22 protein-coding genes and 2 pseudogenes are annotated in these 21,143 nt (G+C 62.8%); 12 read left to right on the forward strand and 12 right to left on the reverse strand.

Annotated features, from left to right (window positions below; translation table 11 throughout):
• Positions 1 to 47 precede the first annotated feature (47 nt).
• The 3 genes from eno to RAZWK3B_RS10650 form a co-directional block, all read right to left on the reverse strand.
• Positions 48 to 1,322, reverse strand: a complete 1,275-nt coding sequence (gene eno / locus RAZWK3B_RS10640) for a phosphopyruvate hydratase (protein WP_007814967.1) — start codon at positions 1,320 to 1,322, stop codon at positions 48 to 50.
• A gap of 76 nt (positions 1,323 to 1,398) precedes the next feature.
• Positions 1,399 to 2,298, reverse strand: a complete 900-nt coding sequence (locus RAZWK3B_RS10645; RefSeq protein ID WP_007814968.1) for a DMT family transporter — start codon at positions 2,296 to 2,298, stop codon at positions 1,399 to 1,401.
• Between the two features lie 71 nt (positions 2,299 to 2,369).
• Positions 2,370 to 2,783 carry a Fur family transcriptional regulator gene (locus RAZWK3B_RS10650; protein ID WP_007814970.1) on the reverse strand — a complete coding sequence of 138 codons (414 nt, stop codon included), beginning with the start codon at positions 2,781 to 2,783 and terminating at the stop codon, positions 2,370 to 2,372.
• Between the two features lie 290 nt (positions 2,784 to 3,073).
• Here RAZWK3B_RS10650 and RAZWK3B_RS10655 point away from each other — a divergent pair, with 290 nt between their 5' ends.
• Entirely contained in the window at positions 3,074 to 4,438 is a 1,365-nt protein-coding gene (locus RAZWK3B_RS10655) for a DEAD/DEAH box helicase (protein WP_050774222.1), read from the forward strand.
• Positions 4,439 to 4,478: 40 nt separating this feature from the next.
• Here the strand turns inward: RAZWK3B_RS10655 and RAZWK3B_RS10660 are convergent, their stop codons facing one another.
• On the reverse strand, positions 4,479 to 5,195 hold the full coding sequence (locus RAZWK3B_RS10660) for an endonuclease/exonuclease/phosphatase family protein (RefSeq protein WP_037295592.1): 717 nt from the start codon (positions 5,193 to 5,195) through the stop codon (positions 4,479 to 4,481).
• A 38-nt stretch (positions 5,196 to 5,233) separates the two neighbouring features.
• On the opposite strand from RAZWK3B_RS10660, the gene RAZWK3B_RS10665 reads away from it, so the two are divergent.
• A complete protein-coding gene (locus RAZWK3B_RS10665) occupies positions 5,234 to 5,869 on the forward strand; it encodes a DUF2238 domain-containing protein (protein ID WP_037295639.1) in 636 nt (211 codons plus the stop codon).
• Positions 5,870 to 5,892: 23 nt separating this feature from the next.
• Here the strand turns inward: RAZWK3B_RS10665 and RAZWK3B_RS10670 are convergent, their stop codons facing one another.
• From RAZWK3B_RS10670 to mazG, 3 genes are all read right to left on the reverse strand, one after another.
• Positions 5,893 to 7,314, reverse strand: coding sequence for a protein adenylyltransferase SelO (locus RAZWK3B_RS10670; RefSeq protein ID WP_007814978.1), 1,422 nt, complete (start codon positions 7,312 to 7,314; stop codon positions 5,893 to 5,895).
• A 31-nt stretch (positions 7,315 to 7,345) separates the two neighbouring features.
• A complete protein-coding gene (locus RAZWK3B_RS10675; RefSeq protein ID WP_037295593.1) occupies positions 7,346 to 7,792 on the reverse strand; it encodes a GNAT family N-acetyltransferase in 447 nt (148 codons plus the stop codon).
• Between the two features lie 308 nt (positions 7,793 to 8,100).
• Positions 8,101 to 8,925, reverse strand: coding sequence for a nucleoside triphosphate pyrophosphohydrolase (gene mazG, locus RAZWK3B_RS10680; RefSeq protein ID WP_007814983.1), 825 nt, complete (start codon positions 8,923 to 8,925; stop codon positions 8,101 to 8,103).
• A 64-nt stretch (positions 8,926 to 8,989) separates the two neighbouring features.
• On the opposite strand from mazG, the gene RAZWK3B_RS10685 reads away from it, so the two are divergent.
• Positions 8,990 to 9,169 carry a hypothetical protein gene (locus tag RAZWK3B_RS10685; protein ID WP_007814985.1) on the forward strand — a complete coding sequence of 60 codons (180 nt, stop codon included), beginning with the start codon at positions 8,990 to 8,992 and terminating at the stop codon, positions 9,167 to 9,169.
• A 139-nt stretch (positions 9,170 to 9,308) separates the two neighbouring features.
• Here the strand turns inward: RAZWK3B_RS10685 and RAZWK3B_RS21830 are convergent, their stop codons facing one another.
• Positions 9,309 to 9,434, reverse strand: a complete 126-nt coding sequence (locus RAZWK3B_RS21830; protein ID WP_007814986.1) for a hypothetical protein — start codon at positions 9,432 to 9,434, stop codon at positions 9,309 to 9,311.
• A 485-nt stretch (positions 9,435 to 9,919) separates the two neighbouring features.
• On the opposite strand from RAZWK3B_RS21830, the gene RAZWK3B_RS10690 reads away from it, so the two are divergent.
• The 3 genes and pseudogenes from RAZWK3B_RS10690 to RAZWK3B_RS20585 all read left to right on the forward strand — a co-directional run.
• A complete protein-coding gene (locus tag RAZWK3B_RS10690) occupies positions 9,920 to 10,681 on the forward strand; it encodes a response regulator transcription factor (RefSeq protein WP_007814988.1) in 762 nt (253 codons plus the stop codon).
• A gap of 237 nt (positions 10,682 to 10,918) precedes the next feature.
• Positions 10,919 to 11,368 carry a hypothetical protein gene (locus tag RAZWK3B_RS10695; RefSeq protein WP_198133278.1) on the forward strand — a complete coding sequence of 150 codons (450 nt, stop codon included), beginning with the start codon at positions 10,919 to 10,921 and terminating at the stop codon, positions 11,366 to 11,368.
• 51 nt (positions 11,369 to 11,419) lie between these two features.
• Positions 11,420 to 12,252 (forward strand): annotated as a pseudogene (locus RAZWK3B_RS20585) (IS3 family transposase); the annotation flags it as partial.
• 261 nt (positions 12,253 to 12,513) lie between these two features.
• Here the strand turns inward: RAZWK3B_RS20585 and RAZWK3B_RS10710 are convergent.
• Positions 12,514 to 13,743, reverse strand: coding sequence for an IS110 family RNA-guided transposase (locus tag RAZWK3B_RS10710; protein ID WP_007814993.1), 1,230 nt, complete (start codon positions 13,741 to 13,743; stop codon positions 12,514 to 12,516).
• A 135-nt stretch (positions 13,744 to 13,878) separates the two neighbouring features.
• Here RAZWK3B_RS10710 and RAZWK3B_RS10715 point away from each other — a divergent pair.
• Positions 13,879 to 14,172, forward strand: a pseudogene (locus tag RAZWK3B_RS10715) (integrase core domain-containing protein); the annotation flags it as partial.
• Positions 14,173 to 14,236: 64 nt separating this feature from the next.
• On the forward strand, positions 14,237 to 14,710 hold the full coding sequence (locus tag RAZWK3B_RS10720) for a hypothetical protein (RefSeq protein WP_037295594.1): 474 nt from the start codon (positions 14,237 to 14,239) through the stop codon (positions 14,708 to 14,710).
• Positions 14,711 to 14,730: 20 nt separating this feature from the next.
• Here the strand turns inward: RAZWK3B_RS10720 and RAZWK3B_RS20215 are convergent, their stop codons facing one another.
• Positions 14,731 to 15,426, reverse strand: a complete 696-nt coding sequence (locus RAZWK3B_RS20215) for a YcbK family protein (protein WP_007814996.1) — start codon at positions 15,424 to 15,426, stop codon at positions 14,731 to 14,733.
• 145 nt (positions 15,427 to 15,571) lie between these two features.
• Positions 15,572 to 17,350 (reverse strand): methyl-accepting chemotaxis protein, encoded by a 1,779-nt coding sequence (locus tag RAZWK3B_RS10730; protein WP_007814998.1) that lies wholly within the window; start codon positions 17,348 to 17,350, stop codon positions 15,572 to 15,574.
• A gap of 260 nt (positions 17,351 to 17,610) precedes the next feature.
• On the opposite strand from RAZWK3B_RS10730, the gene RAZWK3B_RS10735 reads away from it, so the two are divergent.
• The gene (locus RAZWK3B_RS10735; RefSeq protein WP_007815000.1) at positions 17,611 to 18,045 is read left to right on the forward strand and encodes a DUF1499 domain-containing protein; all 435 of its coding nucleotides are present in this window, start codon (positions 17,611 to 17,613) and stop codon (positions 18,043 to 18,045) included.
• On the opposite strand, the gene RAZWK3B_RS10740 is transcribed toward RAZWK3B_RS10735, so the two are convergent.
• Positions 17,983 to 18,261 (reverse strand): hypothetical protein, encoded by a 279-nt coding sequence (locus RAZWK3B_RS10740; protein ID WP_007815002.1) that lies wholly within the window; start codon positions 18,259 to 18,261, stop codon positions 17,983 to 17,985. The two genes, RAZWK3B_RS10735 and RAZWK3B_RS10740, sit on opposite strands and share 63 nt — an antisense overlap.
• 71 nt (positions 18,262 to 18,332) lie before the next feature.
• Here RAZWK3B_RS10740 and prfA point away from each other — a divergent pair, with 71 nt between their 5' ends.
• The 3 genes from prfA (at position 18,333) to RAZWK3B_RS10755 (ending at position 21,056) form a co-directional block, all read left to right on the forward strand.
• Positions 18,333 to 19,382 carry a peptide chain release factor 1 gene (gene prfA / locus RAZWK3B_RS10745; protein ID WP_037295650.1) on the forward strand — a complete coding sequence of 350 codons (1,050 nt, stop codon included), beginning with the start codon at positions 18,333 to 18,335 and terminating at the stop codon, positions 19,380 to 19,382.
• A complete protein-coding gene (gene prmC / locus RAZWK3B_RS10750) occupies positions 19,379 to 20,215 on the forward strand; it encodes a peptide chain release factor N(5)-glutamine methyltransferase (protein ID WP_007815006.1) in 837 nt (278 codons plus the stop codon). The genes prfA and prmC overlap by 4 nt, the downstream gene beginning before the upstream one ends.
• A 229-nt stretch (positions 20,216 to 20,444) precedes the next feature.
• Positions 20,445 to 21,056 (forward strand): DUF4167 domain-containing protein, encoded by a 612-nt coding sequence (locus tag RAZWK3B_RS10755; protein WP_037295595.1) that lies wholly within the window; start codon positions 20,445 to 20,447, stop codon positions 21,054 to 21,056.
• Positions 21,057 to 21,143: the final 87 nt, after the last annotated feature.

The raw sequence follows: 21,143 nt of genomic DNA on the forward strand, positions 1-21,143 counted from the left end.
GCGCCGTGACTTGATACGTGTCAAGGCGCGGGGTGTTGGCGCGCGGATCAGCGCAGGATCGAGCGGCCCGCGTATTCTGCGGTGTCGCCGAGCGATTCCTCGATGCGGATCAGCTGGTTGTACTTGGCCAGCCGGTCCGAGCGCGCAAGGCTGCCGGTCTTGATCTGCCCGCAATTCGTGGCGACGGCCAGATCGGCGATGGTGGCGTCCTCGGTTTCGCCCGAGCGGTGCGACATCACGTTGGTCATGCGGGCGCGATGCGCCATGTCCACGGCGCGCAGGGTTTCCGTGAGGGTGCCGATCTGGTTGACCTTGACCAGCATGGAATTGGCGGCACCACGCGAAATGCCTTCGGCCAGACGGGCGGGGTTGGTCACGAACAGATCGTCGCCCACCAGTTGCACCTTGTCGCCGATGGCGTCGGTCAGCATCTTCCAGCCGTCCCAGTCATCCTCGGACATGCCGTCCTCGATCGAGATGATCGGATAATCGGCGCAGAGCGCCTTGAGATACTCGACATTCTCGGCGCTGCTGAGGCTGAGACCTTCGCCCGAAAACTCGTATTTGCCGTTCTTGAAATACTCGGTCGCGGCGCAATCGAGGGCAAGGTGGATATCCTCGCCCGGTGTGTAGCCCGCCTTTTCGATGGAGGCGAGTATGAGGTCCAGAGCCTCGCGCGTCGAGCCAAGCTCGGGCGCGAAGCCGCCTTCGTCGCCAAGGCCGGTGGACAGGCCCTTGGCGGTCAGTTCCTTCTTGAGGGTGTGGAACACTTCGGCGCCCATGCGCACGGCGTCGCGGATGTTGCCCGCGCTGACCGGCATGATCATGAATTCCTGAATGTCGATGGGGTTGTCGGCATGTTCGCCGCCATTGATGATGTTCATCATGGGCACGGGCAGCATCCGCGCCGACGTGCCGCCGACATAGCGGTAGAGCGGCTGAGAGGTGAAATCGGCGGCTGCCTTGGCCACGGCGAGCGACACGCCCAAGATGGCGTTGGCGCCAAGGCGGGCCTTGTTGGGGGTGCCGTCCATTTCGATCATCGTCAGGTCGATGCCGACCTGTTCGGTGGCGTCCATGCCCACCAGTTCCTCGGCGATCTCGCCGTTGACGGCGGCGCAGGCTTCGAGCACGCCCTTGCCCATGTAACGTGCGCTGTCGCCGTCGCGACGCTCGACCGCCTCATGCGCGCCGGTCGATGCGCCCGAGGGCACGGCGGCGCGGCCCATGGTGCCGTCTTCCAGGATCACGTCCACCTCGACGGTGGGATTGCCCCGGCTGTCAAGGATTTCGCGGGCGTGAATGTCGATGATGATGCTCATGGATGTCCCTCAAGGCTAGAACCGGTGTGTCGGGGCTGGCATAGCAACTCTGCCGGGGAATACAACGCTGATAGGGCTAACGCATCGCCGCGTTGTGCCGGGCTTGTCGTTGGGCCTTGCGCCGGAGCCTGCGTTCACGCAGTAGCGTGTAGAGCCCCGACGCGATGATGATCGCGGCGCCCATGAGGGTCAGCGCATCGGGCTGTTCGTCGAAGATCAGCACGGCGATCACCAGAGCGAAGATCAGGCGGGTGTAGCGGAAGGGGGTCACGAAGCTGACTTCGCCCACGCGCATGGCGGCGACGATGGCGTAATAGGCAGCCACTCCCAGCACCAGCGCCAAGGCGATGTCGCGCCAGTTGGCGGCACTGGGGCTGACCGCGCCGCCCGACAGCCACAGCAGGAGTGCTCCGGCGGGGACGATGGTGGCAAAGCCGTAGCTGGACAGTTGCATGGAGGTGACGGTGTGGGGCACCGCACGGGTCGCCAGATCGCGCATGGCAAGGCCGAACACCGCCTGCACCGCGAAAAGCGAGGCGGGCTCGAAGCCGGACAGGCCAGGGCGGATCACCATCAGCACGCCGGCAAAGCCCACGAGGATCGCGCTCCAGCGGCGCCAGCCCACCTGTTCGCGCAGGAAAAGTGCCGCACCAAGCGTCACCGCAAGCGGCGTGGCCTGCAGGATCGCCGAGGCCGAGGAGAGCGGTGTGAGGGCAATGGCGGTGACAAAGCCGATCGTGCCGATCAACTCGCCCAGATTGCGCAGCATCACGGGCCATGTCAGCAGATCGCGCGACAGAAGGGCATGGCCGCGCGACAGCGCCGCCAGCCCGAAGATCACCGCACCGCCCGCGCCGAGCAGCATCAGGATCTGACCCACCGGCAGATCATCGGCCAGGCGCTTGATGAACATGTCTTCCAGCGCGAAACCGGCCATGGCCAGCACCATAAGCGCGCTGCCGCGCAGGTTTTCCATCGGGATGCCTCGGGATAGGGTGGTGTCGGGACTGCCTACGCCTGCCGAAGGGGCAAGACAAGGGGCGTGGATCAGTCCTTTTTCAGCGGCACGCCGTAAAGTTCCAGCCGGTGACCCTTGAGCGTATAGCCCAGTTTGCGGGCGATCTTTTCCTGCAGCGCCTCGATCTCGGGATCGACGAATTCGATCACCTCGCCCGAGTGCATGTCGATCAGGTGGTCGTGATGTTCGCGCTCGGCGTCTTCGTAGCGCGCGCGCCCGTCGCCGAATTCCAGTTTGTCGAGAATGCCCGCCTCTTCGAAGAGCTTGACGGTGCGATAGACCGTGGCGATGGAAATCCTTGGATCGCGGCCCGAGGCGCGGGCATAAAGTTCCTCGACATCGGGGTGATCGTCGGAATCTTCGAGCACCGAGGCGATGATCCGGCGTTGGTCGGTCATGCGCAGGCCCTTGGCCTCGCAGCGGTCGGTGATTGTGTCAGACATGGCCGCCCCCGATATGCGTCTTCGGGGCGTTGGATAGCTTCTCGTTCAAAATGAATCCACCCGTTTTGCGTCCAAAGGTTGACTTATCGCCTCTGAAGGCGCATGTGCAGGTCAACCGACATTTCCTGCCGCGTGAGCAGAGAGACCGTCAATGACCGGTCCCCATATGAAATGTCGCGGAAAGTTCCCAAAATCACGCGTGGGTCCGAACCATTTGACCGATCCGGGGCATGAGGCCGCGGATGGGGTCGGGTGACACCGCGAAAGTCCGGTGCCCTTTGGGCCCGGCAATGGCATTTGGCCTGCAAGGCCTGTGCTTGAAAGGATACGACTTGAACCTGTTCGAGGAAATGGGCCTGCCCGGCCCGCTGGTAAAGAAACTGGCACTGATGGGCATTACCGAACCGACACCGATCCAGACCCATGCGATCCCCTTCGCGCTGGATAGCGAGGATGTCATGGGGCTGGCGCAGACCGGCACCGGCAAGACGGCGGCTTTTGGCCTGCCGCTTCTGGCCAAGCTGATGGAAGAGCCGGGCAAGCCCGCGCCGAAAGCGGTGCGGAGCCTTATCCTTGCACCGACGCGCGAATTGGCCGGCCAGATCCGCGACACGCTGCTGCCGTTGGTCAAGGATACGCCGATCAAGGTGGCGCTTGTGGTCGGTGGCGCGTCTATCGGCGCGCAGATCAAGCGGATGCAGATGGGCACTGATGTGCTGGTCGCGACACCCGGTCGCCTGCTGGATCTTCTGGATCGTCGCGCGCTCAGCCTGTCGGACACGCGTTTTCTGGTGCTGGACGAGGCCGATCAGATGCTCGATCTGGGCTTCATCCATGCGCTGCGCAAGATCGCGGGCCTGCTGCCCTCGACCCGTCAGACCATGCTGTTTTCGGCCACCATGCCCAAGCAGATGGAAGAGATCGCCGGCAGCTATCTGACCCATCCCAAGCGCGTTCAGGTCAGCCCTCCGGGCAAGGCCGCCGACAAGGTCACCCAAGGCGTGCATTTCATCGCCAAGGCGGCCAAGGGCGATCTGCTGGTCGAATTGCTGGACAAGCACCGCGAGGAATTGGCGCTGGTCTTTGCGCGCACCAAGCATGGCTCGGACAAGCTGGCGCGCAAGCTCGAGCAGGCCGGTTATGCCGTGGCCGCGATCCATGGCAACAAGAGCCAGGGTCAGCGCGAACGCGCGCTGCGCGCTTTCCGCGACGGCGAGGTGCGGGTGCTGGTCGCCACCGATGTGGCGGCACGGGGTCTGGATATTCCCGACGTCAAGCATGTGTATAATTTCGATCTGCCCAATGTGCCCGAGAATTACGTGCACCGGATCGGCCGCACCGCACGCGCCGGGCGCGATGGCGCGGCTGTGGCCTTTTGTGCGCCTGACGAAATGGGCGAATTGAAGGACATCCAGAAGGTCATGAAAATGTCCATTCCGGTCCTGTCGGGGCGTGCATGGGAAGAGCTGCCCGATCCAAAAGCAGCGCCTTCGGGGCGTGGCGGTCCACGCCGTGGCCGAGGCGGCGCCAAGGGTGGCGGAGGTCAGGGGCAGGCCAATGGTCATGGCGCCGGTCAGCCGGATCAGGCCCAGGGACGTCCGCGCCGGCGCAGGCGTGGTGGCGGTGGCGGTGGCCCGCGCAAGCAGGCCGCGTGATCGCCCGACGATCCATGCAAAGACAGCGACAGGGCCGGGATCACTCCCGGCCCTTTTGCGGCAGAGCGGCCAGATCGGCCCAGACCGGCAGATGATCCGAGGCGATATGCGCGGGCCGCCCGCGATGCACGCCCGATGACAGCGCCAGCAGATCGGGGCTGAGTGCGATCCGGTCCAGCGGCGCGACGGGCCTTGGCGCCGGATAGGAGGCCGCGGCGGGCAGGAAGCGCACCAGCTTGACCGCCGCATCCAGCGCCGCCCCATTGCCCCATTCGTTGAAATCCCCGGCAAAGACGGTGGGCATCGGCGGCAGCTGCCGCAGCGCGCGATTGATCGCGCCCAGTTGCAGCAGACGATAGCGCCGCACCAGTCCCAGATGCAGCCCGATCACCCGAAGTGCTCCGATGGGTGTGTCCAGATCGGCCCGGATCGCACCGCGCGGCTCGAGACCCGGAAGCTCGATATGCGCGGTCTCGATCGCTTGCACCCCGTCCCGTACCAGCATCGCATTGCCATGCCATCCAAGCGACCCGCCGGGCTGGCCGAAGGGCAGGATGTGCCAGCCCTCCTCTTCGACCATGTCATGCGGCAAAGCGGCCGGACGGGGGGCCAAGCGCTTGTCCACCTCTTGCAGAACCACCACATCCGCTTGCAAGGCATTGATCACGCGCAAACTGCGATCCGGCCTCCGGCGAAGGTCCAGTCCGACGCATTTTTGCAGATTATAGGTTGCAATCCGGAAGGGTGCTGCGGTCATGATTGGAGTAAAGCCATGAAAAAGGGGGCTTGCTCAACGTGTTTTCGGATCAGACATGGCTTGCGCGGCTGATTTGGTCGGCCCTCGCGGCGGTGATGCTTTGGGCCATATGGCAGCGCCAGTTCGAGCTGTCCTTCGTCGCGCTGGCGACGCTTGGGCTGTCTCTGGCGCCTGTATATGTCGCGAAATGGGCGGATATCTTCGTGCCCCCCAGCTTTATCGCGGCGCTGGCGATCTTCGTGGGCGGCACGTTGTTTCTGGGCGAGGTGTTCGACTTCTACGAGCGGCTCTGGTGGTGGGACATGGCCATGCATGCCAGTTCGGCCATCGGCTTTGGCCTGATCGGCTTCGTGCTGGTCTTCATGATGTTCCAGGGCGACCGCTTCGCCGCGCCGCCAGTGGGTGTGGCGGTGTTCGCGTTCTGCTTTGCGGTCACCATCGGCACCATGTGGGAGGTGTTCGAGTTCGCGGTGGATCAGCTCTTTGGTCTGAACATGCAGAAATCCGGGCTGATGGACACGATGGGCGATCTGATCGTGAATACGGGCGGTGCCGTAATCGGCGCGGCGGCGGGTTTCGGCTATCTCAAGGGGCAGGCGCGCGGCGGATTGGCGGCGGTGATCGACGAATTCGTGCAGCGCAATCCGCGCCTTTTTCGGCGCTGGAAAAAATAAACACTTCCAGATAGTTGCGTGCCTCAAGTGCCGCAGAATGTCTGGCGCACCACCTCGGCCGGTTCGGGTGGGTGGGTCAGGTCTCGGGCGCCCTCCTGCGACGTGAACGGATCGGCGAGCACGTCAAGAAGCCGCTCGAACGGCGCGAAATCGCCCGCGACCGCGGCCGCGATCATCTGCTCGACCCGGTGGTTGCGCGGGATATAGACCGGGTTCGCCTGGCGCATGACACGTGCCGGGTCATCCTCGGTCGCGATCCGTTTTTGCCAGCCGGCCTCCCAGGCGTCGAAGTCGCCGGGGTCGAGGAACTGATCGCGCGCCCCACCATCGCTCAAGGCGCTGAATGTGTTGGTGAAATCGGCGCGGTTTTCGGCCATGGCCTGCAGCAGCCCGGTGATCAGCGGCGTGTCCTCGGCGGTGGCCTCGGACAGTCCTATCTTGCGCCCATAGGCCTGCAGCCAATGGGCATGTATGCGGTCGGGCATGGCGTGGATGGCCTGCGTGAACTCTTCGATGGTGGCGTCCTGATCGGGCATCAGCGGGACCAGCGCCGTGGCCAGTTGCGCCATGTTCCACACGATCACATTGGGCTGGTTGGAAAAGGCATAGCGCCCATGCGCATCGATCGAGCTGTAGACCGTGTCGGGGTGGAACATGTCCATGAAGGCACAGGGGCCGTAATCGATGGTTTCCCCCGAAATGGTGGTGTTGTCGGTGTTCATCACGCCATGAATGAAGCCCACCGACATCCAGTGTGCCACCAGACGCGCCTGTGCCTCGATCACCGCCTCAAGCAGATCGGCGGGGTTTCGGGCGTGTGGATAGTGCCGCTCCACCACATGCTCGAAAAGCGCCTGCAGCCCCGGGACATCCCGGCGCGCGGCGAAATACTGGAAGGTGCCGACGCGGATATGGCTTTGGGCCACCCGGGCGAGGATCGCGCCGGGCAGGGCGCCAGTTTCGCGATAGACGCTTTCGCCGGTGGTGATGGCGGCCAAGGCCCGGCTGGTGGGGATGCCAAGCGCATGCATCGCCTCGCTCAGCACGTATTCGCGCAGCACAGGACCCAGCCATGCGCGCCCGTCGCCCATCCGGCTATAGGGGGTGGGACCTGAACCTTTCAGTTGAATATCAAGGCGTTGGCCACCCGGTGTGACCACTTCGCCCAACAGGTTCGCGCGCCCGTCGCCCAGTTGCGGCGAGAATCCCCCGAACTGATGCCCGGCATAGGCCTGCGCCAGTGGTGCGGCGCCTTCGGGCGGGCGGTTGCCGGAAAAGGCCTGCGCCATATCCTCGGGTGTGCCGGGGGTGATGCCCATATCGGCGGCCAAGCCTGCGTTGAAGGCAATGAGGCACGGCGCCTTGACCGGCACCGGGTCAAGCCGGGTGAAAAACCTGTCGGGCAGGTGCGCGTAGCTGTTGTCGAAGGGGATATGCAAGCTCATGGCGTCAACATAATCACTGCTGCGCGAAACGCTAGAGGGCGCGTGTCATGCGCTCTGATCCGGGGCCGGGCACGAATCTCAGCCGGCTGAAGAAGCGATGCGCGCGCTCGTCCCCGCGATCCGGCTCGGCATGCAGCGCAATCAGGCCCGCACCGGCCAAGGCCTTGGGAAGGCTTGTCAAAACCTCGCTGCCGATGCCGCGCTGGCGGACACCGGGACGAATATAGATCTCCTCGACCGTGCCAGTGAGCCCGCCTTGCGCCAGCGACCAGCCAAACACCAGAACCACATATCCGATCGGCGCGCGCCCCGGGCCGATGAGATAGACCGCGCCATGCGGCGAGCCCTCCATCAGCGGGGCGAGCGCGGCGCGGCGACCTTCCTCGGTCTGGTCGATGCCGCGTTCGGCATGGCAATCGCCCACCAGCCGGCTGAGGCGGTCCAGATCGTCGGCGCGGGCAAGGGTCAGTTGGGTCAAGGGTCGGGTTCCATCGCAAGTGTCGGCGCAGACCGTGGGGGGGATGGGCCGGAATGTCCACCTTGCATCGGTGCTGATCGGCGCGGTTTCGCCCGAATCGGCCCAAAGCCCTTGGTTAACAGGCGAAACCCGCTGCGGCATCGCGTCGGTATCACGTCGGTATCGCGTCGGTATCGGGCAGCGCGCGCCGCGTGTTACCTGAGCGGGCGTTGCGTGCTTCTTCTTGGCCTAAATACCCCCGGGGGAGTCGTTGAAATCCCCTTCGGATTTCCAACGATGGGGGCAGAGCCCCCGAACGTCTCCCCGCGTCAGCCGGTGCCGCGTTCCTCGGCCTTGGCGCGGTTCCACAGGGCGTCCATTTCCGCCAGATCGCTGTCTTCGGGGCGTTTGCCGGCCTCGGCCAGCAGGGCTTCGATGCGCGAAAAGCGGCGGGTGAACTTGGCGTTGGCGGCGCGCAGGGCGGATTCGGGATCGACCTTCATGTGACGCGCCAGATTGGCCATGACGAACAGCAGGTCGCCGAATTCCTCTTCGACCTTGTCATGGGTCAGGGTGTCGGCGGCCTCGCGCAGCTCGGCGGCCTCTTCGGTGATCTTGTCGATCACCTGTGCCGTGTCGGGCCAGTCGAAGCCCACGCGCGCCGCACGTTTTTGCAGCTTGACCGCGCGCATCAGCGCCGGAAGGCCCGCAGCCACCCCGTCGAGCACGCCGGTCTGCGCCTTGGCCGCGCGTTCGGCGGCCTTGATCGCCTCCCAGTCGCGGGTCTGCTGGGCGGCGGTCTTGTCGCGGCTTTCATCGCCGAAGACATGCGGATGGCGGGCCACCATCTTGTCGGCGATGGCGCTGGCCACCGCGTCGAAGGTAAAGAGCCCGCGGTCGTCGGCGATCTGGGCATGGAACACCACCTGCAGCAGCAGATCCCCCAGCTCGTCGCGCAGATCGCCCCAATCAGCGCGGGCGATGGCATCGGCCACCTCATGGGCCTCTTCGATCGTGTAGGGCGCGATGGTGTCGAAATCCTGTTCGATATCCCAGGGGCATCCGGTGTCGGGATCGCGCAGGCGGCGCATGATCTCGAGCAGGCGGGCAAGCCCGTCCTGAGGGTCGGCGGGGAGGGCCGGGTCGTTCGGCATTGCAGGCGGGTCCTTTCTGCGGGTCTAGGAAAATCTGACGCCGATCGACAAAGGAGTCCAGCCGATGGCCGCGATCAACCGAATTGCCGCGTTCGCCGAGGACATGACGGCAGGGCGCAGGCATCTGCACCGGCATCCCGAATTGGGGCTGCATCATCCGGGCTTCGAGTTCAACGACCGTGTGGCGCCGGTGGGCGCGTCGTTCTTTGCACGGCTGGTCGAGCGCGCGCAGCCACCGGGCTGAAGCGGAATTGGGCAGGTACGCCTGGAGGGCAATGGGGGTGCTAGAAGGTCGGCCCCGGGAACAGGCGGCAGGTTGAACCCGGGGCCGTAGCCATGCGCATCTCTTGGATCGGCCAGAGGGTCAGGCCGCAGGGGGTGGCCTAGAAAAGCCAGCCGAAAAGCGCACGGAAAATCATGATCCAGACCACCAGACCACCAAGCACACTGGGCAGTATCCACCAGCCCGAGGGCCAGTTTCCGCTGTCGCGCACATGCCCGTCGGGCATTGGCTGTCCGGAGAACGACTCTGAACCGGCTTGGGGATCACGGGGCCTGACGCCGATCAAGTGGCCGTCAAGGCGGGGGGATGAGACGCGACGCGCGTCTTTCAAGTCAGTCAACTGGTAAACCATTCAATAATCCTCAAATTCAAGAATAGCCGGTTTCAAAGTTATGCTCCACCTTAATCGGTGCAGGTCCGGCTGGCTTGCGTGCAAAGGGGGGGCGATCACCCTCTTTTGTCCCTGGATGTGGCCTTGGGGGAGCTGTGGTGTCCAAAGCTGCGGGTATTGTATCTTTCGATCAAGTCGGGATTCGAAATTGCGGCAATACACCCGCTTTGGAGTGCGCATTTCTCTTACGCCGATCAGGGGCGCCTTTCGGTGCGGGGCAAGCATCCTCAGTGCGGGCGACAGGCTTAGAGATAGCGCGACAAGGCGCTGTGCCTGTGTCCATGATGGCCTTAACATTTGTTCCATGTGAGGGCGAGACCATGAAACGTGAGCTGATAAACGGCGTGACCAAGATCGCGGCGCGGAACGCTTCCGAGCGAAATGGCGGCTTCAAGGCGGCCGTCAAGGCCTGCCCTTGTACGGTGCTTGTCATTGACGTGTCGGAAGGTCCGCTCGGTCATGGCGGTCTGCAATACCCCGATGTGGTGATCGTATCGGTCCCGACGCATACCGCGTTCGATCTGGGCCATGGCGGCTGGATCGCGCAAGAGACGCGCTTCCCGGTGCTGATCCATCTCGAGGCTTATGACGAAGTGGCCGAGGCGCTGGCGCTCAGACTGGGTGCACAGGACGTGGTCTATTCAGAACAGCCCACGCGGGCGATCACCGAGCGTATCGCCGCCGTGTATCGCCGTTGGACGATGGGCATGCGCCCTGCCGCGCAAGAGCAGACTATTGCGCGCCGCGCGGAAGCCGCAACCGATGATGCATCGGTGGTGCAGGTCGATGCCAGCAACTACTCGATGTTTTTCGGGCGCCGCCAGGTGGTGTTCACCGGCATGGAGATCTGTCTTCTGCGGGAGCTGGCGACACGGCTCGGCACTCTGGTCAGCCGCGAAACGCTGGTGGACGCGCTCCGGCAGTCCGGGTTCAACGGGTCGGTCCGCGGTATCGACAGCCATATCAAGCGCATTCGGGGCAAGATCGCCGATGCGGGCTGCGATGCGGGGTTCCTGTCGAGCGTCTATGGCGGCGGCTACATGATGTGCCGCGGCAACAAGGATATTGTTGTGGTCGGCTGAGCCGACCCTGCGAAAACATCTGTGGCGGGGCGTAGTACGAGAGACTCTTCCGGTGCAACACTCCGCTGACTTGGCGACGCTGGAAGTTGCGGGGCAACCGAGCTCTGCAGCTTGTCGTTGCTATCGAAAGATATGCTGCTGTGTCCTTCGTAGATTTTGGCGAAATTGTGTTCATTGGTGCGGACTTGAGCAGTATTCCCTGACCCCATCTGTGGATTGGTGACTGTGGTGCCCGTTGTGAAACATTTCTTGCTGCCCAGTGGCGTGCCTGGCATCGGTTACAGTCCAGCATTGAGCCGCGAACAGCGGCGTTTCGTGGCCCTTTCGATCATCACCCTGCGGTTTGCCTTGCCCTCGGCGGCGATCTGGGTTGTCGCATCGTGGTTGATCGGGTCGGTCACGTTGACCATTGGGTCGTGCCTCATCCTTTTCTGCTGTCTAATCGGCTACGGTCTGCATATGATCGAGCGCCATGAGCTGGCCAAGTTCGTCTGGCTGGGGGGTACGTCGTGCTCGCTGGCCTATGGTGCGACGGCGGTTGATCCGGCGGGCGGTTTGCCGTTCATTTTCGTGCCGCTCGCAGTGCTGCCTTTCCTGATTTATTCGCTGCGGCGTCAGCGTTTGATGCTTTGGGGCATGACCGCCTTGCCGCTGGTTCTGTGGTTGGCGTTGAGCTGCCCCCAGTGAAGTGGTCCACCAACCGGGATAGGATTATCCCGCAATTTGGAGGACCAGAGAATGGCTGGGAAACGAGAAACGCCAGAAGACATCGTATCGAAACTTCGGCAAATCGAAGTGTTGCAAGGGCAAGGCATGACGGTCGCGGACGCGTCGCGCCATATCGGCATCACAGAGCAAACGTTCTATCGGTGGCGCAAACAATATGGCGGAATGAGCCGCGGGCAGCTGAAGCGGCTGAAGGAACTTGAGAAAGAGAACCAGCGCCTGAGGCGCGCGGTCTCGGATCTGACGCTGGACAAGCTGATCCTCACCGAGGCCGCAAAGGGAAACTTCTGAGCCCTTCACGTCGCCGCAGATGCATCGACCACGTGCGGCAGGGGCTCGGCATATCGGAACGCCGCGCCTGCCGCACCTTGGGACAGCACAGATCCACGCAGCGCAAGGTGCCGCGTGGCCGGCCAGACGAAGAGCGCCTGACCGAGGACATCATCGAATTGGCCAGGCAATACGGTCGCTACGGCTATCGCCCCGTGACCGCGCTGCTCAACCAGTCGGGCTGGCACGTGAACCACAAGCGGGTTGAGCGCATCTGGAAACGTGAAGGGCTGAAGGTTCCACCGAAGCAAAAGAAGAAAAGCCGGCTCTGGCTGAACGATGGATCATGTATCCGGCTTCGACCGGAGCGTCCAAACCATGTCTGGTCCTATGACTTCATGCAGGACCGGACAGCGGACGGCCGCACCTATCGCATTCTCAACATCATAGACGAGTTCACCAGGGAGGCGCTGATGATCCGCATAGACCGAAAGCTCAACTCGACCGATGTGCTTGATGCGCTGACGGACCTGTTCATCCTCCGCGGCCCGCCGGACTACATACGATCCGACAACGTCCTATGCGCGGAATAATTGGCTGATTTGGCATCAGGTCATTGTCGTATCGAGGTGCCTCGACACGTACATAAACTGGCTCAGTTCGGCGATTTGGTCAACGACAGTCTCTCCCATAACAAACACAGAGTACGCTGTTGCGGCTCTCACCGTCCTTAAGACGAGATCATTGGGTCGCTAACACAGAAGGCCTGAACATTATCTACGAGGTCAGATGTCTGCCTCCACGGCCCTTACAGAGAAAGGTCCTTCTGCGATCGATCACCCCTCAAAGAAGGGGCGATAGGGTTCGCCGTGATTGACCACGGCGTGTACGGTGCGCGCCATCTTGGCCGCGATCGCGGTGTAGGCCTTCCGGCGCAGATGGGCGTTGTGTCGATCCTTGGAGATGTAACGTTCGAACTTGTCGCGGAAGCTGTTAGTCCGCTTTAGAACGGCGGTCTGACCGGCCATGCAGAGCGTGCGCCGCAGCCGGGCATTGCCGTACTTTGAGATCCGGCTCTGTCCGCGAAACATGCCAGACTGGACGGTGGCGAGGTCCATGCCGCAAAACTTCAAGAACTGTCGATGGTGTCGGAACCGACGCAGGTCGCCTGCTTCGGCCAAGATGGTCATTGCGTTGATTGGGCCGATGCCGGGAATGGTGGTCAGCAGCTGATAGTCGGGTAGGTCCGACAACAACTCGACGGCCCGTGCCTCGATAACATCGCGCTGCCGGATGAGGCTACGCCCCTCGGCAAGAACAAGGCGGAACATGCGCACCGCGTCAGAATCTGCCTGAACTGGCAAGCCGACCGAAGCGGCCGCAGTGGCGTAAATATCGGAAAGTAATTGCTCTTTCGAAACCCTTCGGCCAACGACATCCCAGGCGTCGGCGATGAAGGCCTCGCGGCTCATGGCCGAGATCATATGTGGCGATGGGTACTTCTCAAGGAATGCCAGGAACCAATCCGTCCGTGAGCTTCGATGAAATCGTTCAGCCTCGGGAAAATACAGTGGCAGGTAGTGGGTGAGAATGCGGTGCCACAGCTCGGTCTTCGATCGAGAGACGATCTCGTGCGTCTTCGAGAGTTCCTGGATGTCGGCGGTCCCGACCACCATCGGATCGTGAAAGAACTGCACGGCGCCGATCTCCAGCATGTGAAGGATGACCTGGGCGTCCTTGGGATCATTCTTGTCCCAACTGTTGTGCAGGGCCTCCCGTGTTCGAGCCAGGCCGACGGACGAGACGAGCTTCAGCTCGAACCCGGCCTGCCCGAGATGATGCGCCAACGTTCGGTGGTAGTTGCCGGTCGCTTCGAACCCTATCCGCACCGGCAGGTCGTAGCTGGCAAGGGTTGCGGACAAACGCTGGAAGTCGTCAAGCGTGTTCAGGATCGTCATTCGGCGACGGCGCTTTTTGCCAGGGATGCCGATCAGCACCTCATGGCGATACTTGGAAATATCGATGGCGACTAGCAAGGTCGAAGCGGTAATATCGGTGGCGGTCATAGCCGGTCTCCTCAGCAGTGTGGTTATGCAAAACCACTGTTGAGACCTGAGACCGGTTATGGCCACACGCTGCGCTATTTGGGGGCTGCGCGCGTGGCCATAACCTCAAAAACAGCGTGCTTCCCGACGTGCTACGGTCCCGAGTTCGTGGCTCAGAAGGTCCGGGACTGGATCGCCGCAGTAGGTGCCAAGGCTGCGTTCATCGAGCCAGGATCGCCTTGGGAGAATGGATACTGCGAGAGCTTCAATGCACGCTTCCGGGACGAGTTGCTCAATGGCGAGCTCTTCTACTCAATAAAGGAGGCAAGGATCATCATCGAAGACTGGAGAAGACACTACAACACCGTTCGGCCTCACAGCGCCCTTGGATACCGGCCTCCCGCACCGGAAAGCATCGTTCAGATGGACCAGAGGCCGGTCATGCACTAACAATCAACTTGGACCAATTAGTGGGGGCAGCTCAGGGGCGTCACGCAACACGGTCATTCTCGGCGTGACGGCACTGGTGTCGCGCGACGATCCGGAGTTGCGATCCTGCGGCATGCAGGAGGTTCTTGGAAAACCCATGAAGCTCGGCGATCTGGAGGCCGCTTTTGCGCGGCATCTGGCGATTTATGACGACGAGGACGAGGATGAGGCAGAGGATGACAGCTTCGATCCGATGCAGGCGTTGAGTGTTCTGGTGGGCCAAGACACGGCCCATGCGCTGGTGCGGCAATGTTTTGAAGATGCACAGCTGGCGCTTGAGAGTTTGCGCGACACCGAGCTCGAGGCGACCGAGCGCGCAAGGATGATCCATTCGGCGGTCGGCTCGACGGGACTTGTCGGGTTGCGGCTGCTGAGCGATGCGCTGTCGCGGTCCGAACGCGCGGTACTGAGTGATGGCCCTCTGGACTTGAGCGAGCTGGTGGACGAGGTGGCCGAGGAAATGGCCTCGGCGCGGGAGGTCTTTGCATCGGCTCTGTGATCGGCAGGCGGGGTGCGGGGTCAGCCTTGCCAGCTGCGGCGCCGACCGCTGTCGATATGCACGAAGCTGGCATAGGTTCCGATGCCGCCGGGCAACAGCTGCCGCGCCAGAGCGCCGATCCGACGCGGCGGGACGCCGGGCAGGACGAAATCTATGGCCTGGCCTGTGAGGTGCAGGGAATTGCGCGCGGCGCCGATGCCCTTGCGCCGCAAGTCGGCGTTGGTTTCGCGGGTTCTGTAGCCTGAATTGATCTGAACCGTGCCGCTCCAGCCAAGGCGCGTGGCTTCGCGCACGACAAGCGCCAGAGAGCCGGTCACGAAAGGATCAATCGGGATGACTCTGTTGCGGCGCCAGTCACGCAGGAAGTGATCCAGCGTGTCGGGATGCTCTGGCACTAGTCGGCCATTGACGGGATGAAAGCGGACCAGCAGCTCTTCGGCGGTGTGCGCATTGCGCATCGAGACCTGCACATGGTCAGCGGGAAGCGGTGCAGGGGGCGCGGGCTCGGGCGTTGGTGCCGGCTCGGCCGTGACGTGGTCGCGCGGAGGGGTGCCAAGGCCGGGGGCCTGCTTTTGCAGGTCGATAAGGGGGCGGCCCGAGGTGCCAAGCAGCGACTGGCCATCGGAGGACGCGATGAACCCATGGGCCGCGCCGGGGCCGAGGCAGGCGAGGGCGGAGACAAGGAGGGATCGTCGAGAAAGATTGGTCTGGCTCATGCCGGGGTTTTTGCAAACCCTGTGCCAGAGGCTTTGTTGGGAGGCTCTTTTTCACAAGCGCCTGACGCGGATGAGACTTGTGTGAAAAGCAAACACACTGCCCGGGCCTGTGGCGCGCTCGGGCAGTGTGCTTTTCTTATGATCCTCAGAACCGCTCGTATCCGCGCGGATCGTGATCGGCCCCGCTGGAACGACCGTTGCCGTTCAGCCCGTTGAGCGAAGGCTTGCTGCCCTGCGGCGCGGGGGCGGACATGCGCATCATGTCCAGAACGCGCTGCCGGTCTTGGGTGCTGAGGCCCGCCATCAGATCCGCGGATCCCGCAGGCGCATCGGCACGTTCGCGAAGGCTGAACCGGCTGAGGCGATTGTTTACCCCGTCTGTCGCCGCTTCCATTTGCGAGGCCGCTGTCGCCAGTTCCTCGGACTGGGCCGAGACCTCCATGCCGGTCTTGGACAATTCGCCCACGGCTTGCGAGATCTGAGCGATGCCTTCGGCCTGTTCACGGCTGCTGAGGGCGATCTGATGGGCGGTTTCCTCGATCTTCTTGACCTCGCCGCTGATTTTCTTGAAGGCGTCTTCGGAGGCTTCCGAGCCTTTCACGCCGCGTTCCACATTGGCGGTGGCCGCTTCGATCAGGTCCGCGGTTTCCCGGGCTGCCTTGGCGGAGCGCTGTGCGAGGTTGCGCACCTCCTGTGCCACGACGGCAAAGCCGCGCCCATGTTCGCCAGCGCGTGCCGCTTCGACGGCGGCGTTGAGCGACAGCAGGTTCGTCTGGAAGGCGATTTCGTCGATCACCTTGATGATCTTGGCGATTTCAACAGAGGAATTGCGGATCGACTGCATCGCTTCGGCCATGTCATCAATGGTTTTCAGTCCGCGTGTGCCGATTTCATCGGCCGATTGAACGACCTTGAGCATCGTCTGGCTTGCATCGGCGTTTGCGCGCACGACGGCATCTGTTTCCTCGACCGAGGACGAGATTTCCTCGACCGCGCTAGACTGGATCTGCGAGGTGGCCGCGAGGTTGCGTGCGGATGCGTTGACCTCGTTGGTGGCGCTGACGATCTGGCCGGCCTGCGATTTGATATCCGCCAGCGTCGCGTTCAGCCCGCCATAGGCCGTTGCCATCGCTTCGATGATCGCACGATAGCTGCCCTGAAACTTGTTGGGCTCGATGTGGCGGTCAAGCTGGCCATGCGCCATTGCAACCGCGAGCTGCTCGATTTCGCCGGTCACGCTCCGGAAGGCATCACGGGCGGATTCGACCGCGTCGTTGAGGAAGGTCTGTTCGTTCGGGAGTTTTTCCATCACGAATTCGAAATCGCCCTCGGCCAGCGACTTGAGGCAGGAGACCATAAGACGCTTGCGAGAGATGTGCCCCTCGACCATTGCATTGACGACGTTTGCGACATCCGCGAAATCGCCGGAGAGTTCTTCGGCGGCGATGCGCTGGCTGATATAGCCGTCCATATGTGCGGAGGACATCTGCCGCAAACCGCCGACCAGCTTTTCGAGCTGGAGCGCAGTTTCCGACGAGGCCGTCTGGTCTTGCCATTCGACGATGATGGCCGTTGCCTTGTTGTTCTTGTCGAAGCGGGGTGTTGCCTTGAAGGCCAGACGCTTGCCACCCACGGTGAACGCGCCGTCATGCCGGTCGCGCATGTTTTCCATGATGTTGCGCTGATAGGAGGGATTCTTGTGGAAAACGTCGATCGACTTGCCGACGACGTCATTCGCTTGGAAATGCGGGAGGTCCTTGCGGATATCCGCCTCGATCAACTGGAACATCTCGATTGCGGCCTTGTTCACGTATCGGATGACCATGTCCTGATCGGCGATCATCACCGGGCTCGACAGGTGATCGAGAGCTTCGAGCGGATCGGCCGGCTTCCATGTATCGGTTTTGCGTTGATTTTCAGACATTATATTTTCACCACAGCATTGTTGCGGCGCGCGGATGCGGCTTTTGGGCTCCGCTCGTTGCACCATGACATTGCCAACGGCAAAAGCTGGGCCATGTAAGGATATCTAAGGGGTGCGCGTCGATACTTTCGATAAAACGCGCGCGCGCCGCGGTGGACGTGGTGGGCTGGAACCCCCGGTGGCGTGGCGGATGGGCAAGCAAAACGGTGGCTTGTATATGACGGCGAGCGCCCATACCCATCACGCCAGATATGTCTGTGATGGGAAAGGTCGTGTCGATGAAATGGGGTTTTGTGGCTTCTTGTGTCGTTCTGGTGCTGGTGGTGGCGCTTGGGGTCTATGTGCGGATCGCGCCCTCGGATCCGGCGCGCTGGCACCAGATGCCGGACGGGATCACCAACCGCGATTACGATGGCGGCGCGATGCGCGTGATCGGAGCGGGTCAGAACGGGCTTGAGCGGCTGCACGAGATCATCCTTCGGTCACCGCGCACCGAGGTTCTTGCCGGATCGCCCGATGAGGGGATGATCACCTATGTGAGCCGGTCGCGCGTGTTCGGTTTTCCCGATTACACGACGGTGCGGCAAGCCGGCCCGCAGCTTGAACTTCACGGGCGCTTGCGTTTTGGCAAGTCAGATCTTGGGGTGAATGCCGCCCGCATCGACGGCTGGCTGCAGGCGTTCGCGCAGGGATGACGACAGGCACCCTTGGGATATTTCGCGCCACATCGGATTGTTGAGCGACATCTGGCATTGCGCCATGAAGCTGCGCCCGCCCACATGAAGACAGATCATTTCGCCCATTTCCACGCGTTTTCCGTTGCTGTCGGTGCAGTAGCAATCCACCGTCTTGCCGCCGAGCGTCTGGTCGGCAAGGGCGGGGGTTGCCAGCAGAAACAGTGCGATCACCATCCTCATGGTGATGAGAATAGCACAGGCTTTCGCCTTGACCAAACCCCGCGAACGCGGCAGATGCGATGACCATGGTACCCTTGGACAGATTGAACGAGATCCTGCAACGCTTCGAGTATCTCGAGGCGCAGATGTCTGCGGGCGGCGGAGATATCGCCAAGCTGGGCCGTGAATATGCCGAGCTGCGTCCGGTGGTCGAGGAAATCCGCGCCTATCGGCAGGTTCTGGACGATCTCGAGGCGGCGCGCGCGATGCTGGCGGACCCGGAAATGCGCGATCTGGCCGAGGAAGAGCTGACCGCGCTGCAAGCGCGAAAGCCCAAGCTGGAAGAGCAGCTGCAACTGGCCTTGTTGCCCAAAGACAAGGCCGATGCACGCCCGGCGATCCTTGAAATCCGGCCCGGAACGGGCGGCGAGGAAGCGGCGCTGTTTGCGGGCGATCTTCTGCGGATGTATCACCGCTATGCCGAGGCTCGGGGCTGGAGCTTCGAGATCATCGAGCAAAACGAGACCGAGTTGGGGGGCATCAAGGAGGTGATCGCACGTGTCGCGGGCGATCATGTCTTTGCAAGGCTGAAGTTCGAATCCGGTGTGCACAGGGTGCAACGGGTGCCGGAAACCGAAAGCGGCGGGCGCATCCATACCAGTGCCGCGACCGTCGCCGTTCTGCCCGAGGCCGAGGATGTGGATGTGCAGATCGATCCGGGCGATCTGCGGATCGACACGATGCGTAGTTCCGGCGCGGGCGGTCAGCATGTCAACACGACGGATTCGGCGGTGCGGATCACGCATCTGCCCACCGGGATCGTCGTGACCAGTTCGGAAAAATCGCAACACCGCAATCGTGAGATCGCGATGCAGGTGCTCAAGACCCGGCTTTATGACTTGGAACGCCAGCGCGCGGCCGATGAACGCTCGGCCAGCCGTGCGGCGCAGGTGGGGACGGGCGATCGCTCGGAGCGCATTCGGACGTATAATTTCCCGCAAGGACGGATGACCGACCACAGGATCAACCTGACGCTCTACAAGCTGGACCAGGTCATGCAGGGCGATCTGGACGAGGTGATCGACGCCTTGCGCGCGGATGCCCAGGCCACGCTTTTGGCGGAGATGGGCGGGTGAGCGGATCGGTTCAGGACGGGCTGAGACGCCTGACCATGGATCTGGCGCAAGGCGGGGTGGATGATCCGGCGCGCGAGGCGCGGCTGATCCTTGCGCATGTGCTGGATGTGGCGCCGGGCCGGATGACCATGCTGGCGCCCGAGCCTTTGCAGGCGGGCGCTCTGGCGGCGGCTGCGGGGCTGGCGCAGCGCCGGGCTGCGGGCGAGCCGATGGCGCATCTTCTGGGATACCGCGAATTTTACGGGCGGCGCTTTGCGGTCGATGCCCGGGTTCTGGACCCGAGGCCCGAGACGGAAACCCTTGTGGAACGCGCCCTTGCCGTGGCGTTCAGCCGGGTTCTGGATCTCGGGACAGGGTCTGGCTGCATTCTGCTGAGCCTGCTGGCGGAACGGCCGGATGCCACGGGTGTGGGTGTGGATCTGTCGGAGGATGCCTTGGAGGTGGCGCGGCGCAATGCGGCGCGGCTGGATCTGAGCGCGCGCTGCGAGTTCCTTGTCTCGGACTGGTTTGCCGCGGTGCGTGGCACCTTCGATCTGATCGTGTCGAACCCGCCTTACATCGCGGCGGATGAAATGGCTGGTCTGGCGCGAGAGCTGCAGTACGAGCCGCGCATGGCCCTGACCGATGAGGGCTGCGGGCTGAGCGCCTATCGCGCAATCGTGGCGGAGGCCGGGGCGTGCCTTGTCGAGGGCGGACGGCTGATTGTGGAAATCGGCTGGCGGCAGGGGGCGGATGTGGCTGATCTGATGCGGGCGGGGGGATTCGCCGAGGTATGTGTTCGGCCCGATCTGGATGGGCGCGACCGGGTCGTGGAGGCTGTCTGGCCTGGTTGAGCCCTGAAAACACGGGAAAATCCGCTCAATTGCAGATAATTTTCCCGATAGCCCTTGTAACGTGCGCCGCAGCGTGTTTAGTGGAGAGCAGTCAAGATGTATGACACGCTACGAGTGGCGTTGCGCTTGACCCAAGCCAATACATGTCGGATCCGGGCGAATAATATGGCGCACAGGGCGCCAATCGGATCGAGCGACACTTTGAGCACAGGGCTGAACAGCTAAACCAATGAGATCATCCAAGTCACGTTCGCGGAACAAAACCGGCCGCAACCGCTCGATGGGGAACATCGTCAATCGGGTCTTCGAAAGTTCGGGGCCCGAGGGCAAGGTGCGCGGCACCCCGCAACAGATCATCGACAAGTACAACCAGCTGGCACGCGATGCCCAACTGGGAAATGACCGCGTCGCGGCCGAGAATTTCCAGCAGCATGCGGAACATTACCTGAGGATGCTGGGCGCGGCCCAGAAGGATCAGGATTCTCGCCGCGAGCAGCAGGAGCGCGAAAACCGCGACCGTCAGGCTGAGCGCGACCGGGCGGAGCGTCCCGACCGGGCAGAGCGTCCCGACCGGGCAGAGCGTCCTGACCGGCCGAAGCGCCCGGATCACGAGCCAGCCGAGGCGGTCGACATGGCCAACGCGCCGCAGCCCGATCTGGAGCCGGCACAGGACAGCGACGAAAGCAGTCTTGTGGAGACCCCCGAAAGCCAGAAGGCCGAAAAGCCGAAACGGCCCCGCAAGCCCCGGGCCAAGAAAGTCCAGCCCGAGGCCGGTGACGATGGCCAGAAAGCGAGCGCCGCAGCCGAAGGTGGATCGGATGCTGCCGAGGCCGCTGAATAAAGCGTTTCGCGAAAAAACCTGACGCACAGAGTTTCGCGAAATGCAGGGCTCTGTTCAATCCTTGCGCGCGTTTCGCCTTTAGCTGAT

Source organism: Roseobacter sp. AzwK-3b (assembly GCF_000170875.1).
Classification (GTDB): Bacteria; Pseudomonadota; Alphaproteobacteria; order Rhodobacterales; family Rhodobacteraceae; genus Roseovarius; species Roseovarius litoreus.

Excerpts from the sequence above, each read along its gene's own strand:
- RAZWK3B_RS10670 (WP_007814978.1), bottom strand. The coding sequence starts at position 7,314 with ATGAGCTTGCATATCCCCTTCGACAACAGCTACGCGCACCTGCCCGAC.
- RAZWK3B_RS10690 (WP_007814988.1), top strand. The coding sequence starts at position 9,920 with ATGAAACGTGAGCTGATAAACGGCGTGACCAAGATCGCGGCGCGGAAC.
- RAZWK3B_RS10655 (WP_050774222.1), top strand. The coding sequence starts at position 3,074 with ATGGCATTTGGCCTGCAAGGCCTGTGCTTGAAAGGATACGACTTGAAC.
- RAZWK3B_RS10660 (WP_037295592.1), bottom strand. The coding sequence starts at position 5,195 with ATGACCGCAGCACCCTTCCGGATTGCAACCTATAATCTGCAAAAATGC.
- prfA (WP_037295650.1), top strand. The coding sequence starts at position 18,333 with ATGGTACCCTTGGACAGATTGAACGAGATCCTGCAACGCTTCGAGTAT.
- RAZWK3B_RS21830 (WP_007814986.1), bottom strand. The coding sequence starts at position 9,434 with ATGCCCGACGGGCATGTGCGCGACAGCGGAAACTGGCCCTCGGGCTGG.
- RAZWK3B_RS10650 (WP_007814970.1), bottom strand. The coding sequence starts at position 2,783 with ATGTCTGACACAATCACCGACCGCTGCGAGGCCAAGGGCCTGCGCATG.
- RAZWK3B_RS10645 (WP_007814968.1), bottom strand. The coding sequence starts at position 2,298 with ATGGAAAACCTGCGCGGCAGCGCGCTTATGGTGCTGGCCATGGCCGGT.
- RAZWK3B_RS10685 (WP_007814985.1), top strand. The coding sequence starts at position 8,990 with ATGGCCGCGATCAACCGAATTGCCGCGTTCGCCGAGGACATGACGGCA.
- RAZWK3B_RS10755 (WP_037295595.1), top strand. The coding sequence starts at position 20,445 with ATGAGATCATCCAAGTCACGTTCGCGGAACAAAACCGGCCGCAACCGC.
- RAZWK3B_RS10710 (WP_007814993.1), bottom strand. The coding sequence starts at position 13,743 with ATGACCGCCACCGATATTACCGCTTCGACCTTGCTAGTCGCCATCGAT.
- RAZWK3B_RS10740 (WP_007815002.1), bottom strand. The coding sequence starts at position 18,261 with ATGGTGATCGCACTGTTTCTGCTGGCAACCCCCGCCCTTGCCGACCAG.
- RAZWK3B_RS10730 (WP_007814998.1), bottom strand. The coding sequence starts at position 17,350 with ATGTCTGAAAATCAACGCAAAACCGATACATGGAAGCCGGCCGATCCG.
- eno (WP_007814967.1), bottom strand. The coding sequence starts at position 1,322 with ATGAGCATCATCATCGACATTCACGCCCGCGAAATCCTTGACAGCCGG.
- mazG (WP_007814983.1), bottom strand. The coding sequence starts at position 8,925 with ATGCCGAACGACCCGGCCCTCCCCGCCGACCCTCAGGACGGGCTTGCC.
- RAZWK3B_RS10735 (WP_007815000.1), top strand. The coding sequence starts at position 17,611 with ATGGGAAAGGTCGTGTCGATGAAATGGGGTTTTGTGGCTTCTTGTGTC.
- RAZWK3B_RS20215 (WP_007814996.1), bottom strand. The coding sequence starts at position 15,426 with ATGAGCCAGACCAATCTTTCTCGACGATCCCTCCTTGTCTCCGCCCTC.